The sequence below is a fragment of the Ruegeria sp. YTSA072 genome, assembly GCF_059610285.1.
Genome location: NZ_JBXWNI010000001.1, coordinates 127,746 through 143,068 on the forward strand (window position 1 = coordinate 127,746; position 15,323 = coordinate 143,068).

Annotated in this window: 14 protein-coding genes; all 14 read left to right on the top strand. The window is 55.7% G+C overall.

All coding sequences use genetic code 11. From position 1 onward, the window contains the following. The first annotated feature begins 50 nt into the window (after positions 1–50). The 14 genes from AC2FIB_RS00610 to AC2FIB_RS00675 all read left to right on the top strand — a co-directional run bounded on the left by AC2FIB_RS00610 (position 51) and on the right by AC2FIB_RS00675 (position 15,320). On the top strand, positions 51–1,082 hold the full coding sequence (locus AC2FIB_RS00610) for a branched-chain amino acid ABC transporter permease (protein WP_109311932.1): 1,032 nt from the start codon (positions 51–53) through the stop codon (positions 1,080–1,082). Positions 1,083–1,085: 3 nt separating this feature from the next. Continuing rightward, the gene (locus AC2FIB_RS00615) at positions 1,086–2,291 is read left to right on the top strand and encodes a branched-chain amino acid ABC transporter permease (RefSeq protein WP_058274759.1); all 1,206 of its coding nucleotides are present in this window, start codon (positions 1,086–1,088) and stop codon (positions 2,289–2,291) included. Between the two features lie 10 nt (positions 2,292–2,301). Then, positions 2,302–3,057, top strand: coding sequence for an ABC transporter ATP-binding protein (locus AC2FIB_RS00620; RefSeq protein WP_282118831.1), 756 nt, complete (start codon positions 2,302–2,304; stop codon positions 3,055–3,057). A 9-nt stretch (positions 3,058–3,066) separates the two neighbouring features. Further along, positions 3,067–3,822, top strand: coding sequence for an ABC transporter ATP-binding protein (locus tag AC2FIB_RS00625; RefSeq protein ID WP_058274761.1), 756 nt, complete (start codon positions 3,067–3,069; stop codon positions 3,820–3,822). Between the two features lie 109 nt (positions 3,823–3,931). Continuing rightward, positions 3,932–4,240 (top strand): Dabb family protein, encoded by a 309-nt coding sequence (locus tag AC2FIB_RS00630; protein WP_496732871.1) that lies wholly within the window; start codon positions 3,932–3,934, stop codon positions 4,238–4,240. A gap of 392 nt (positions 4,241–4,632) precedes the next feature. After that, positions 4,633–6,636: a hypothetical protein gene (locus AC2FIB_RS00635; protein WP_496841487.1), complete on the top strand. Its 2,004-nt coding sequence runs from the start codon at positions 4,633–4,635 to the stop codon at positions 6,634–6,636. Positions 6,637–6,712: 76 nt separating this feature from the next. After that, entirely contained in the window at positions 6,713–7,033 is a 321-nt protein-coding gene (locus tag AC2FIB_RS00640; protein WP_496732873.1) for a hypothetical protein, read from the top strand. A 14-nt stretch (positions 7,034–7,047) separates the two neighbouring features. After that, positions 7,048–8,121 carry a glycosyltransferase gene (locus AC2FIB_RS00645; protein ID WP_496732874.1) on the top strand — a complete coding sequence of 358 codons (1,074 nt, stop codon included), beginning with the start codon at positions 7,048–7,050 and terminating at the stop codon, positions 8,119–8,121. Further along, positions 8,118–10,184, top strand: coding sequence for a glycosyltransferase (locus tag AC2FIB_RS00650; protein WP_496732875.1), 2,067 nt, complete (start codon positions 8,118–8,120; stop codon positions 10,182–10,184). Before AC2FIB_RS00645 ends, AC2FIB_RS00650 begins: the two co-directional genes overlap by 4 nt. Next, complete coding sequence (locus tag AC2FIB_RS00655) at positions 10,181–10,615, top strand: hypothetical protein (RefSeq protein WP_058277356.1); 435 nt, start codon at positions 10,181–10,183, stop codon at positions 10,613–10,615. The genes AC2FIB_RS00650 and AC2FIB_RS00655 overlap by 4 nt, the downstream gene beginning before the upstream one ends. A gap of 31 nt (positions 10,616–10,646) precedes the next feature. After that, the gene (locus AC2FIB_RS00660; RefSeq protein WP_496732876.1) at positions 10,647–11,117 is read left to right on the top strand and encodes a putative molybdenum carrier protein; all 471 of its coding nucleotides are present in this window, start codon (positions 10,647–10,649) and stop codon (positions 11,115–11,117) included. A 96-nt stretch (positions 11,118–11,213) separates the two neighbouring features. Next, complete coding sequence (locus AC2FIB_RS00665; protein WP_496732877.1) at positions 11,214–11,891, top strand: response regulator; 678 nt, start codon at positions 11,214–11,216, stop codon at positions 11,889–11,891. Positions 11,892–11,942: 51 nt separating this feature from the next. Next, positions 11,943–13,112: an FIST N-terminal domain-containing protein gene (locus AC2FIB_RS00670; RefSeq protein ID WP_496841491.1), complete on the top strand. Its 1,170-nt coding sequence runs from the start codon at positions 11,943–11,945 to the stop codon at positions 13,110–13,112. Positions 13,113–13,115: 3 nt separating this feature from the next. Further along, the gene (locus tag AC2FIB_RS00675) at positions 13,116–15,320 is read left to right on the top strand and encodes a hybrid sensor histidine kinase/response regulator (RefSeq protein ID WP_496841493.1); all 2,205 of its coding nucleotides are present in this window, start codon (positions 13,116–13,118) and stop codon (positions 15,318–15,320) included. The last annotated feature ends 3 nt before the right edge of the window (positions 15,321–15,323 follow it).

Consider the following 15,323-nt stretch of genomic DNA (forward strand, 5'->3'; position numbering starts at 1 on the left):
GCCTGGTCCCAACCACTCAATCCACACTGACCAACCCTGAGGTGGGCCCAATGGACGCCATCCTACTGCAAATACTCAACGGTCTGGACAAGGGCTCGGCTTATGCGCTGATCGCGCTGGGTCTGACTCTAATCTTCGGGACGCTCGGCGTCGTGAACTTTGCCCACGGGGCTTTGTTCATGATTGGCGCGTTCTGCGCCGTTACTTTGCAAAAGCTGTTGAACCTGAGTTTCGTGACCCTGGATGAAACCCAAAAAGACTTTTTGGGTAATCCGCTGAAGGTCGAAACCCCTTATATCGAGGCCTGGTTCGGCCCCGAAGTCGGCGCAACGATCATCGACTGGTCCGTCCCGTTGGCCATCCTGTTTGCGATCCCGATCATGCTGCTGGTTGGCTATGTGATGGAACGCGGGCTGATCAAACACTTCTATAAGCGCCCGCATGCAGACCAGATCCTGGTGACCTTTGGTCTTGCGATCGTTCTGCAGGAAATCGTCAAGTATTTCTTTGGCGCCAACCCGATCCAGACCCCGCCGCCCGATGTGCTGAGCGGATCTGTTGATCTGGGCACCATGGTTGGTTTTGATCCCAATGCAATCATCTACCCGATCTGGCGATTGGTCTATTTTGGCTTTGCCGTGGGCATAATCGGGGCAGTGTTTTCGTTCCTGCAGTTCACCACTTTCGGGATGGTTGTCCGCGCCGGAATGGCTGACAGGGAAACGGTGGGCCTGCTGGGCATCAATATTGACCGCCGGTTTACCATTATGTTTGGCATTGCCGCCGGTGTCGCCGGTCTGGCCGGTGTGATGTACGGGCCGCTCAACCCGCCGAACTACCACATGGGAATGGACTTTCTGGTCCTTAGCTTCGTCGTGGTTGTTGTTGGCGGAATGGGGTCATTGCCAGGCGCCGTTCTGGCAGGCTTTTTGCTGGGCATTCTGGAAAGCTTTGCCTCGACCACCTGGGCCACCACAACGATCCCAGGCATCAATCAGATCATCATCTACCTTGTCGCCATCATCGTGCTGCTGACGCGTCCGCGCGGGCTGATGGGGCGCAAGGGCGTGATGGAGGAATAATCAATGTTGGGACTGAATAAAAAAGACACCAGCCTGCTGATCGTCGTCGCACTCCTGACCTTGCTGGCGCCTTTCATCCTGAACCCGTTTCCAGAGGGCAGCGCCATGGCGCAGTTCAACGCGGGTTACCCGGATTTGATGCAGAGGTTCGTGATTTTCGGGATCTTTGCCATCGGGTTCAACATTCTGTTTGGCCTGACCGGGTACTTGTCCTTCGGTCACGCGGCCTTTCTGGGCGTAGGGTCATACTCGGCAGTTTGGATGTTCAAACTGCTCAGCTACAATGTCATTCCAGCCATCGCGCTGAGTGTCGTCGTCGCGGGCCTGTTCTCACTACTTATCGGGTTCATCAGCCTACGGCGGTCGGGGATCTATTTCTCGATCCTGACACTGGCCTTCGCACAAATGAGCTTTGCGCTGGCCTACTCGGTACTGTCAAATCCCAAGTTTAACCTGACGAACGGGGAAACCGGCCTGCAGGTTTATGCGGACGATCCGCAGATCCTGCAGGGCGCTAACGCGCCGGATCTACCGCATCTGTTTGGATTGCCAATGCGCGCGACGTACACGATGGATGTGGGCGCGTGGAGCTTTGACTTCAACGCGGGTTACTACTTGTGCGCAATCATAATGATGGCCGTGTTCTACCTGTCTATCCGTATCTTCCGGTCGCCTTTTGGCATGATGCTGCGGGCGGTAAAATCGAACCAACAGCGGATGAACTATACGGGCCTGAACTCCAAGCCATATACGCTCGCGGCCTTTGTGATTTCTGGCATGTATGCCGGTTTGGCCGGTGGCTTGATGGCCGCCATGGACCCACTGGCAGGTGCCGAACGGATGCAATGGACCGCTTCAGGCGAGGTGGTTCTGATGACGATCCTCGGTGGTACGGGCACGTTGATCGGGCCGGTTCTGGGCGCAGGTTTCATCAAGTATTTCGAGAACATCTTCTCGAAGATCAACGACAACGTCCTGCACAGCTGGTTCGCATTCCTGCCTGACGGGTTGGAGGACGCCGTGGTGTTCGTGATCCACCCGTTCATCGGCAAAGGCTGGCACCTGACGCTGGGCATCCTGTTCATGCTGGTCGTCATCTATCTGCCGGGTGGTCTTGTTGAAGGCGGGCAACGTTTGCTCAAGCGCTTCAAGCGTAAGAAAAAAGACACCGACGATGCGCCGTCGGGCAAAACAGAACCGGCGGAATAAGGGGCGAGAAATGGCAATTCTAAGAGTCAAAGACGTCAGCAAGCGCTTCGGTGGCCTCAAGGCGCTGACAGATGTGAACCTCAATATCGAAGAGAACTCGGTTCATGCGATCATCGGCCCCAATGGCGCGGGAAAATCGACGCTGCTGAACTGTCTGGTGGGCAAGCTGATGCCAGACACCGGATCGGTGTTGTTCAACAACAACTCGGTTCTGGGACTCGAGCCGTTCCAGATCAACCAGATGGGCATCAGCCGCGTGTTCCAAACGCCTGAGATCTTTGGCGAGCTGACCGTGATGGAGAACATGCTGATCCCGATCTTCGCGATGCGGGATGGGGCATTCCGGATGCATGCCTATGAGACCATCGCTAGCGAACGTGAGGTCGTCGAACAAGCCGAAGTCATGCTGGAAGAGATGAACATGGCCGACAAGCGCGAAATGCACGCGGCGTCGCTGTCTCGCGGCGACAAGCGGCGACTGGAGATTGGTATGTGCCTCAGTCAAAATCCGCGGCTGTTGTTGCTGGACGAACCTACGGCTGGCATGGCGCGGGCGGACACCAACAACACCATTGATTTGCTAAAACAGATCAAGGATGAGCGCGACATAACCATCGCCATTATCGAGCATGACATGCATGTGGTCTTCAGCCTTGCGGAACGCATCACAGTTCTGGCGCAAGGGACGCCGCTGGTCGAAGATACTCCAGAGAAAATCCGTGGACATCCCAAGGTTCGTGAAGCCTATTTGGGCGAGGCGGCGTAAGGAAAAGCTATGAACGAGAAACCCGACTTTTCAAAAAACGCCAATAGGGCAAGCACCGCGCCTGCGTTCTTGTCTGTATGGGACATGCATTCGTATTACGGAGAAAGCTATATCGTGCAAGGCGTCAGCTTTAATGTGCACGAAGGCGAGATTCTGGCCCTGCTTGGACGGAACGGCGCTGGCAAAACCTCGACACTCCGGTCGATTGCGCGGGTAGGCGATCCCGAAGTAAGGCACGGTGAAATCTGGCTGGATCATCAGCCGCTACACAATATGACAAGCTACGAAGCGGCGTCTGTTGGCCTTGGCCTTGTGCCGGAAGACAGACGAATTATCCCAGGGCTGACCGTTGAGGAAAACCTGCAGCTTGCCCAGATTGCACCGCCGGTCGGATGGTCCCTCGAGCGGTTGTATGAACTGTTCCCGCGTTTGGGCGAACGCAGGAAACAAGAGGGGATTACGTTGTCGGGTGGCGAACAACAAATGCTGTCAATCGCCAGAGCCCTTGCCCGGGATATCAAGGTCCTGCTTCTGGATGAGCCTTACGAAGGTCTGGCCCCGGTCATTGTCGACGAGATTGAAAAAACACTGGCCCACGTTAAGCAACAGGGCATGACTACAATCATCGTCGAACAGAACGCCGTCCGAGCATTGGAGTTAGCGGATCGCGCGATCATTCTGGACACCGGCACTATCGTATTTGATGGGACGGCGAACGAGGTGCTTCAAGACACCGGCCTTCGCGAGGAGTATTTGGCGATCTAGGGTAAGCTCGAAGTCTTAGGAACATTCCGGTTGCAAACGCCTTAGTTATGGTGACGCTCGAATTCTTCGGACGCTTGCGCTCCTACACTCATGATCAAGGCAACTAACTATGATCCGCCATATAGTCCTGACAAAATTCCGGTCCGACGTGACCGAAGAAACCATCGGGAAGATTTACAAGGGCCTGTCGGACCTGACCGACGCCCTTCCGGGTGCAGGTGGGTTCACTGGTGGCCGCAGCGAAAGCCCTGAACAGATCGAACGCGGTTACAAGCATGGGTTTGTGATTGATTTCGATGATTGGGCCGCATTGGCCAGCTACCAAAGCAACGAGAGGCACAAAGCGCTGGGCGCACAGTTGGTCGAAAACACCGTGGGCGGCATCGACGGAATTCTGGTTCTGGATTTGCATGTCTGAGAAAGTGGGATTGGTTTAGGCAAATCCCTAGGAACAGCCTGAATCCTTTGCGTTCACCTGTGTTTCCTGGTGCCGGGCTTAAAGTTTTTTGAGTCGCACAAATGTCCATGCGGCCAGCGTCCCTGTGCTGTTTCTGTTCAACGAGAACCTGGCCAAAATGGAACTGTCGGAATGGATGAGCATGCACGACGGGGGCGTTTAGCTGGGTATTCTTCTATTGTTGGAAAGGCTGAAAATGTAAGTCGGACGCCGGATTACTTGTCTTCCAAAGGTCAATTTTATATACTGTTTTGCAAATTGTTTCTTTATTATTTTGATGTTCACGAGTGTGTTTGGTTCGCCCGAATCTCGACAGCGAAGAGCGTGTTCCGGCGACCAGTTCGGGGGTATTGATGACAAAGGCCAGTGATCGAAAAGCTCGCCCTAAAGCTGCCAAAAAAGACGCTGACGAAGTGTCGGGTGTATATGACTTTTTGCAATCTTCTGAATGGCAGGAGATGCTTGAAAACGCTCGGAAACAGAGGGCGATTAACCTCGCGGCCCGCAAGGCAAATCGCGCTGCTTCGCAATCGTCTGATACTGACCCAAAAAAGGACATCCGCTCAACCGATGATGATCGACTGAGACAGGCTTTAAATAAAGCGGCGGGGCGGCCTGAAATCGCCGGCAAGCCGACCCAAGAACCAAATTCTCACCAATCTTATGAGTCGGTTCAAAAAGCAACTGCAGGGCGAGCTGATAGCCAAAGCGTCAAAAATGGCCGTCGTGCGACCGAAAACGAGGCGCGCGGTGAGCGATTTGAAGCAAGCGCTGTGCCGCCCGATGGCGGGTCCGCGCAGGGTATCAATCCCGACATTGTTTCAGAGAAACCAATCGACCCGGAGCTGGGCCAAAAGCTATCCGAGGATCAGGTGGCGGATCGTTTGCGTAAAAGTCGTCTTGGAAAGATAGATGATCAGAGCCGTTCTCGTCACAGTACTCGGCTGGGTTGGGTTGCAGTAGGATGCGGCATCGGTGTAGTTGCGTCGTCTTCGGTTTATCTGATCTTGTCTGGGCTGAACGCCTCCGGCCCAACACAAAACGCGGGTTTAGTAAGCCAGGAGACCGTGGCTGCAGTTGCGATCACGCAACAAGACGAGGAATTGACCGAGCGCTCGGCGCTGCCTCCCAACGTTATAAGCGGCGGGGCGGACCTGGCAGTAACTTCTGCTTCCGTGTTTGATATGTCATCTGAATCGATTTCGGCTGTCGGTGACAAAGCCGCGTCAACTGATTTGGCGTTGCTGTCACCGCCCCAATCGGTTTCGTCCGAGCAATCGGGCGGTATCAAACCAGAATTGTCACGCTCGGCTCCCAGTGTTCGGTCTTTCGTGCCGACCCTTGTCCAACCACCACTGCCGAAAACCATGCTAAGCTATCGGCCTCGGGAAGAGTTGAATCTGGGTTTTGTCCGGTTTCAATCGACGCCCGAGATTTTCAGCACTTCTGTCGCCTTGCTTGAAACAACTGTGACTATAGCAAAACCCGAAGAACTTTTGAAAGGTGTAACCGTAGCGGTAACGCCAACAACAATGCGCCCGCCTGTGGTTCCGGTCCAGCCCGTCGCACTGGGTCGCACGGTGCCTCAAGTGCCTTTGTCTGTTCTACTGACAGTGCCTGAGCACGCGCGCGGTTATCAGGCGGAACAGGGTGCCCAGACAAGTAAAGCAGCTGGTTCGGACCTTGCCGTGCGGCCAGAGGGCAAAGGCCTTGCCGCCGAGATTGCGCAGCCGTCCCTGCCAGAGCCAATTGAATTGGTGGCACTGCCAAACGCGCCGAAGCTATTCGATGCACCCGCCCCTTTGGTGACACCGGCCACCTACGAGACATCATTAGCTTTGCGGGCAACAGCCCTTTCAGCAACACCAAGTTCGCTAGAAACACCAGTCTCGCCTCGGATGCCGGCTCCTCCTAATGATGTAGTCACCCTCCCGGAACCAGAGGCTGCCCCGACAAATGAGGTGGTTGCCTTCCGGCTCTTTTCACCAACCAACGTGCCGCAGAGCGTTGTTGATTCTGTAGTGGCCAACCTGACTTCGACTGGACATGAGCTTAATGGGCAGGCGCGCGTGGGGTTCAAAATCACCCAGTCGAACGTTCGATTCTATCATAAACAAGACGAGGAAAGGGCATCCGCTCTTGCCAGGGACTCTGGTGCTCTGTTGCGGGATTTCACAGGGTCCAACGCCAAAACTCCTAGTGGAATCATCGAGCTATGGTTGGCCGGACAAAGCGGTGATGTTGCCAGGGTCAAGCGGACCACCACGCGTTCCACGGCTGCAGCCCAAGACCCGAACCGCGTCAATCGCCTGAAAAGTCAGGTCCTAAGCAAACTTAAGAAAGCGACGACCCAATGACTGTGACTTTAAGCTATACTGAAAAGGACTGATTCAATTTTGTGTACTGTTAAAAGTTTCCGACGAGGTATCCAAAATGACGGATAGACGACTTATCGGCATCGTAACTGCTCTGCTATTTTTATCGACGACCCAAAACGCGCGTGCCGAAATTACGCTTGAGCATCTTCTGGCCATCGACCAAATGCTGTCCACCAATGACATTCAGGCACTGTATTCCTACCTCGACAAAAACCCTGAGCTGTTGACCGGCGAAGATGAACTGTCGCTGGAGCTACGGAGCTTTCACGAGGTCGCATCTGTTGGCAATCTGGATTTCAGCTATGCCACCAGTGCACCGGCCAGCAGCGAGAACCGTGCGGCTAAAGAGGCAGTCGATGCCTCGCGGCAACACTGAGTCGGATGTCAGAAATGCTTGCCTTCGGGCGATCAAACACACCAACGATCGCCTATGTCATCGAGCCGCGGTTTTCTGGCGGGACTTCTGCGGCTGTGGCGGCCGAATTGCCGGTGGCCGCCGAATGCGGGCAGGTGGTCGTGCACGCGATCACGTCCAGGACGTTTGGCACCAACCAACACGTTTCACCGGTTTTGCGGCAGGTGCTGGACGACTTGAACATTCCGATAATTTGGGATGCACCTAGGATCAGCGCGGATTTCGTATTTTTACACAACCCGTCTTTTTTGAAATTTCAGGACACGCTTGGCACAAGGATCATTGCGCGCGAGCTGTACGTGATCACGCATGAGAATTTTCTGCGTCCGGGCGGGGCAGAGGGGTTTGATGTTTCAAGCTGTTTAAGCCAGATCGAAGCCTCGACAATTTCGCTCAGGAAAACACTCGCGCCGATATCACCGTTTAACCGAAGCGGCGTTGTCGACTGGTTGGCAACCTCTCGCGTGGCGCGGCAGTGGGGCGTCTTGGGCTCTGACTGGTTCAACATTTGCGAGACCGAGATGAGCGCCCCGTGTGAAACGCCACAGGACCGCCGTGGGCGTCATTCACGACCCGGATTCGAGAAGTTCCCGGTTATTGCTGATTTGGACAGCTGTTTTCCAAGCCACTCTCAGTGCAATGTAATTCTTGGGGCCGATGCCTTGTTGAATGCCCGTGTTCTTCGCGCGCATTGGACCTTGCTTCCCTTTGACGCCATAACTGTGCAAGAGTTCTTTGGAATGATTGACTTTTTTGTATATTTCACGGCGCCGACCTGGCAGGAAAGTTTTGGTCGCGTTGTGGCCGAGGCGGTTGCCGCAGGTAAGGTTGTTCTAACCAACCCCGATACTGGTGCCACGTTCGGAAAAGCCGTCTTGACTTGCCAACCATCTCAGGTTGACACATTCATTGCTGACCTGATCGCCCAACCGCAAAAATACCATGATCAGGTGGCCAGATCGCAATCGGCGCTGCAGAACTACTCTGCAGGTAAATTCAAGGCGATGCTGTCGGGGGTTTTGTCCGCCGACAGCGAGGTGAATAAATGATCTATGTCGAAGTCGGCACGCGCTCATTGCGGTCGTTTGACACGCAGTTGATCTTTGCCGAGCAGCTTGCCGCACGTGGTTTCAATGTGTGCATTGATGCCGATTATCTGCCCGAGGATGCAGGGCGTGGCAGGATATATGAGGCAGCCAAGTTCCTTGTGGACCCGGGCGAGAACAAGGTGCAGACCGTATTCGTACTGGGTGCCGAAGAGATCGACGATTTTCTTCTTGCGTCGCTGCGGAACAAAAAGCTCGACCCAAGCGTCCCGGTTGTTGCGACGGGCCGCTTTATGACCCAGCAAAGCTATATCGCGGCCAAGGCCCGGCTGGCCTATGCGCTTGGGCGCGAAGCCCAGGTGATCGACCTGACAGATTTTCAACCGCGCCCGGTGTTGCCATCGACCTCAAGTCCTTTGGTGGCGGATGTTCGTCCCGTTTCGCGGCGGTCCAAACGGGTGGTGCCGAACGTGACCCTTGTGTTGGGTTCGATGGAGCTGGACAACCCCGAGACGCTGTCTTGCTTTTCCCGGATGAGCAGCCAGAGTGGCTATAACCTGAAACTCATTGTCAGCGGCGCACAGAATGAGGCGATCAAGGCGTCGCCGTTTCACGATTTGCCAACCTACCTGTATACCGGACTGTCGCCGCTGACTTTGGCGATTTCGACGGATATTCTGGCGATGTTCGGCAATGGAATTGCGGGAGTTCGCATGGCCGCTTTTGCGGTTGAGCTGATTGCAACTGGCGGCGTCGCCATTGACTGTACCGACGATGAGGTTCTGATGTCCTCGGGCGCACCTGCATTGCTAGGGCCCAAGACTCCTTTCGCGTTGGATGGGTATCTGATCGGCAATGTGATCGGGAACGTGCCGCAAATTGTCGAACAGGCCTCGAAATCCCAGTGGTTGCATACAGTTGACATTTCGCGCCTGGAAACGGCTGCAGGTCTGAAGACGAAACAGCGTCAGGCAGAACAGGACAAGCCCAAAACCCTGTTTTTCCCGACAAATGGGGTGGGGCTGGGTCATGCGCAGCGGTGCAGCATTATTGCCCGTGAAATGCCGGACACCATAACAAAAATGTTCGCGGCCTTTCCCAGCTGCGTCCCGCTTGTTCGCCGTGAGGGTATCGACTGTATCCCGCTGGTTCAGCGCACCGATACAAAGACCAATTCAGATGGCAATGACGTGCTGACCTATCGGCGTCTTGGTGCGGTGCTTCAAGAAAACGACACGCTGGTTTTTGACGGCGGCTACGTGTTTGACTCCGTCTATCGTGTGATCCGTGAACGCAAACTGTCGGCGGCTTGGATCCGGCGCGGGTTGTGGCCTGAAGGTCGGTCAAGGCAGACTATGCTGCGCCGCGAAAGCGTGTTTGACCGTGTCATCGTGCCCTCTGAGGCTTTTGACGAACTGAACGACGCCTACAGCTATGGTGACCATGTCCATTATGTCGGGCCAATCGTGCGTCAGGTGGAACAATCCGCCGCGGAAAAAGAACAACTCAGGGCCCGGCTGGCGGAACGTTTCGGGCGCGACTTCAAGCAACTGGTTGTCAGCATGCTGGGCGGCGGCGTTGCCTCGGACAGGTCAGCGCAATTGCAGGCGATCTCGGGCATGCTTGAGGCGCGCGATGATTGCCTGCACCTTGTTGTAACATGGCCCGGAAGCACGGTTCAGCCTGCCACATTCGGTTGGAAAAACACCCGCGTGGTTCAGACACTGGAGGCGACCAAGCTTAGCCTTGCCGCGGACGTGGTCATATCTGCGGCCGGATACAACTCGGTCCTTGAGATGCTGTACCATCGCATCCCGGCGATATTTATTCCGCAGTCAGCCCCCTATCTGGACGATCAGGAACGGCGCGCCACAGCCATGGCCGACCGGGATTTGTGCGCAGCCATCACCGAACGCGAATTCATGACGCTCGAGCGCACAGTGGCAGATTGGCTGGATCACGACGGAGCCGAATTTTACCGATCTGCATTGAATGGTTTTGAGCTGCCCAAAACGGGGGCAGTCAAGGCCGCCGAATTGCTAACCGATTTGGGGGCGCGGATATGACCAGTGATCTATGGTTCGAAATCCTCAGCAGAGCGTCGCCAAATCGACCCGAGCCGCTGGACGATCTGATCAATGAGGATCGTGACACCAAGCCGCTTGGCAAGGTTATCTTTCCGAATATGCGGCTGGCCCCCTCGCTCATGCTGTGGGACCGGGAGCCCGGCGGCCCGGTACATATCGGCGTGCGGGTGCATGAACCACCAGAAACGCCATATCGTATCGCAAGGCTGTTGGCCGCCGCGGCGATGGAGCGGGAGGTTTTTCCCGTCATTCTCAGCCGAGTGGACTATTGCGGGCTTGAACGGTTCGGGTTTCGGGTCGAACGCGTTCCCGAAGAGGCTGCTGCAGCCCAGGCCGCCGAGGAAGAAATCAGAAAATATTGGGATCTGGCGATTATCATTGACGGGCATGAAATCGGTCTGTTGGGCTAGCAAGGCGCTGATTTAGGGTAAGGAGCGTCTTGTGAAAATCATAACCGGCGGGCAAACAGGCGTTGATATGGCGGCTTTCCAGTTCGCTTTGGAAAACGACATTCCCTATGGCGGCTGGGTTCCGAAAGGCCGCTTGAATGAGGCGGGCCGCATTCCGGATCGCTTCTCTGGTTTGAATGAAACACAGTCCGCGGATTTCGCCGAACGCACAAAGCTGAACGTTTTGGCCTGTGACGCATTGCTGGTGTTTGTGGATGGATCGACCAGTCCGGGAACGCAGTTGACCATCGATTTTGCGCAAGAGATCGGAAAGCCTTTTCTGGTCGTTGATCTAGGGCAGGGGCTTGAGGCGTGCGCACGCCAAGTAAAGCAATGGGTCATGGCCAGACCTAATACGATATTGAACATCGCTGGCCCCAGAGAAAGTGAAGCCCCCCAGATCGGAGCCAAAGCGACAGCGATCTTACTTCAATCTATTTTGCCCCAAAGCCCGGAGGCATAGCCAAACATGGGTTCCGGCTATACGACGTTTCGCCAGTAGGCGCGGCACCCGCCGGTTGCTAGGGTTGGGACAACCAGATTGCGAAGGCCAAGTTTCATGTTTGCAAAAACCGCCGGACAGATTGATTTTGACAAGGTCCTGATCGTCGATGACCATCCATTGTTTTGTGATGCTTTGTCGATGACGCTGCAAAGTGTCACTCGTATCGGTGAAATCCACACCGCAGATCGATTGGAAAACGCGATTGCTCTGATTGCCGGTGGGTTGCGACCAGATGCGGTCATATTGGACCTCAACCTGCCGGATGTGGACGGGCTTGAAGGTTTGGTGCGCGTCAAAGCGGCCACCGATGCACCGGTCATCGTGGTGTCGTCGATTTCAGAGAACCGCGTGATCAGTCAGGTGATCCGTGCGGGTGCTTCAGGCTATGTCCCCAAGCACAGCCAGCGAGACGTGTTTCGTACAGCTTTCGAGACAGTTCATTCCGGGGGCGTCTTCGTGCCAGACGGTTTTGCACTGATTGATGACGATGCGGACTCCGAACACAGCGACGCCGCAAATCGGCTTGCCACATTGACCAATCAGCAATCGCGCATTCTGCAGCTTATTTGTGAAGGCAAACTGAACAAGCAGATTGCGTTTGATCTGTCCATTGCCGAGACCACAGTCAAGGCGCATGTAACTGCAATCATGCGTAAACTCGGCGTGCAAAGTCGTACGCAGGCCGTGCTGCTTGCCAAGAAGGCTTCTCTTGCCAGCGTCTTGCAAGAATAAGCCCTCGCGCCATATCATATGAAAACGTTGCGCTTCAGGGAGGAGGGCAGGATGAACCAAGCAGTCGGGTGGGCGACAGCTGCTGCCCGTGCGCCAGGTATCGTCAAAACGGGCTTTGTACATCGCGAAACGGATCAGGCGATTGAAAAACTCGCCGGATCCTTGGGCGATGATCTTTTGTCCTTGGTTATTCTGTTCGTGAGCTCCGGCGCGGATGCGGCGGCGGTTATTTCCGAGGCAGTCGATGCTTTTGCGCCAGCGCCGGTGATCGGATGCACCACAGCGGGCGAGCTTGCAGATTGCGGCTATGGCGAAGATCAGATTGTCGCCATCGGATTACCGTCTTCGCATTTCGAGGTGCGCACTCTGCTGGTGCCCGACCTTGGGAATTTCTCGGCGCAGGACATCATTGACCAGATGATCCGCAACCGTAACGGAATGGCGGCGTCCGCACCGGATTGGAAACACGAGTTTTCCTTTTTGATGATCGACGGGCTGTCGACGAAAGAGGATGCGCTGACGTCGGAACTCGCCGTTGGACTGGGGCCGGTGCCCTTGTTCGGCGGGTCCGCAGGGGACGGAACCCGTTTCGGCGCGACCTATGTGTTGATGGACGGTCAGGCCATGCAGAACGCGGCGATCCTGACGCAGGTTCGCACGCGCTGCCCGATCAAAGTGTTCAAGACGGATCACCTGGTGCCAACGGCGCGGCGTATGGTTGTCACCAAGGCCGATCCGGCAAACCGTATCGTGCAGGAAATCAACGCCGAGCCAGCCGCGCGCGAATATGCCCGTCTACTTGGAAAAGACCCTGAACAGCTGACGACCTTTACCTTTGCGGCCCACCCGCTGGTTGTGCAGATCGGCGGCCAGCATCATGTACGGGCCATCCAGCGCGTCGCGGGCAATGGTGACCTTGTGTTCTTTTCCGCGATTGATGAGGGGCTGGTGCTGACGCTGGCCGAACCTCGCGACATGGTTTCGCATCTCGAAGAAGAAATCGCTGCGCTGACACAGACCACCCGTCCGGACACGATCCTGGGCTGCGATTGCATCCTGCGCCGGCTGGAGGCACAGGAAAAGCAAAAGACGCGCGAGATTTCGCGACTGCTTTCTGAGAACCATGTCGTAGGGTTTTCGACCTATGGCGAGCAATTCAATTCGATCCATGTGAACCAGACGCTGACCGGCGTCGCGATTTACCCCCCGGAAGACGGGTAGGCGATGATTGAATCCCTGACCGACCCCAATGATCCGCTTGATCGGCAAAATGAAAAGCTGCTGAAGATCGTCGCGGCCCTGATGCGACGGGTCGAGGAATCCACTGACGCCTCGGGCGCGGCTTACGCACAGTTTCAACGGGCTGCCACGCTTGAACAAGAAGTGCGGGCGCGTACGGATGACCTTGAACGGGCGTTGGACTTGCTCAACGATTCGAACGCGCGCCTCGCGCAGGCCAATCAGGAAACCGAAGCCGCCCGCGCAAACCTCGCCAATGCGATCGAGGCGGTGCAGGAAGGGTTTGCGCTGTTCAACCGAGATGAAGAAATGGTTCTGTGCAATAGCCGCTTTGGCCTGCATATGCCTGACATCCAAACCAAGCTGACACCGGGGCTGCGGTTCACCGATTATGTCGGGTTGGTCAGCCAGTCCAGGTTTCTGTCCCTGCCTGGAGTAGTATCCCCAAAAGACTGGGTGCAACGACGCATGGCGCGCCATGCTGAAGATCACGTCGTCTTCAACATCCGCCTTAGTGGCAACCGCTGGATGCAGGTGTCCGAACACCGGACGCCGGATGGCGGTACCGTTATTTTGCAGACGGATGTAACCGACATCATGCGGGTCGAACGGCAGGAAAGGGATCGTATCCTAGATGACCAGGCCCGGCTGATCCGCGCGACACTGGAACATATCGATCAGGGGGTTTGTATCTTTGACAGCAAGCTGCGTCTGGTCGGGTGGAACAACCGCGCTAGCGAACTTCTGGCCATTCCCAATGCGCAATTTCAGATGGGAGCACCGTTCCAGACGTTGTTTCACCGGTTAAGCGCGACCGTCAGTTTTGAGGGGGGTGTGAGCGACGCCGACCTGCTGGCCTGGGTCAATCGCTCGACCGAGCGCCCGCCGTTGCAGTTCCAGATGCACGGCGGTCGTGCCAAGATATTGTCAGTCTTCGCGCAAGAAATGCCGGATCGGGGTTTCGTGATTTCCTTCACTGATGTGACGGCTGAAAGAAAGTCCGCGCAAGCCCTGGTCGAGGCCAAGGAACTGTTGGAACAGCGCGTTGCATCGCGGACAATGGAGCTTGCGGACGCGCTGAACGAGGCAGAACGCGCGAACGCATCAAAATCGCGCTTTGTCGCAGCGGCCAGCCATGATCTGTTGCAACCTCTGTCGGCTGCAAAACTCTACGTCTCGACATTGGGCAGTGGATTGGACAAGGCCGATGCGCGCGCGGTCGCGGTGAAAGCAGAGAGCGCCCTAAACAGTGTCGAACACATTCTTGAGGCGCTGCTGGATATTTCGAAACTGGATTCCGGACGGGCATCGGTTCACTTATCCTCGGTCCCGGTCGGTGAGCTTTTTTCCCAGATGGAGGACGCCTTTAGGCCTATGGCGCAAGCCAAGGGGCTTGGGTTGCGATTTGTCGGCACTGATACAGTTGTCAGAAGTGATGCCAGTTACCTGCGGCGTGTTCTGCAAAACCTGCTGTCAAATGCGATCCGTTACACGGAAATGGGCAGGGTTCTGGTCGGTGTAAGACGACTGGGGAAGACCGTTTCGATCCAGGTTTGGGATACAGGGATTGGGATCGCGCCAGACCAGAGAGACGTTGTTTTTCAAGAGTTTAAACGTATTCATTCAGACGCCAGTGCGGCCGAAGGGATGGGTTTGGGCCTTGCCATTGTGGAGCGCGCCTGTGGTTTGCTGAAACATCCGATACATTTGCAGTCCGAACTGGGGCGCGGAACCGTTTTTTCAATCACGGTTCCATCAGCAGGCCAGGCACGCGATGCGCTGAATAGTGGTGAGCCGTCGATACAGTCGCGCTCGGACGTGCTGCACAGGACGGTTGCCTTGCTGATTGAAAACGATGACAACCTGCGCGGCGCGCTGTGCATGACGATGGAAAACTGGGGCGTTCAGGTATTGGAAGCGGCCAGTAAAGATGAGGCGGCAAACCTGCTGCACGAGATCGGGATTTTACCGGATGTCATTGTCGCCGATTTTCAACTGGACGGCGGCAAGACCGGTACCGAAGCCATCGCCGAACTGACACGCGAATTCGGGCAACTGCCCGGTTGCATTATTTCCGCTGATCGTTCGACCGAATTGGCAGCCTCTTGCAAGACGGCAGGCTACCTTTTGCTGCACAAGCCGATTGATGCACAAAAGCTAAAATCCGTGTTAGAGGCTTCGGTAAGTTGAAAG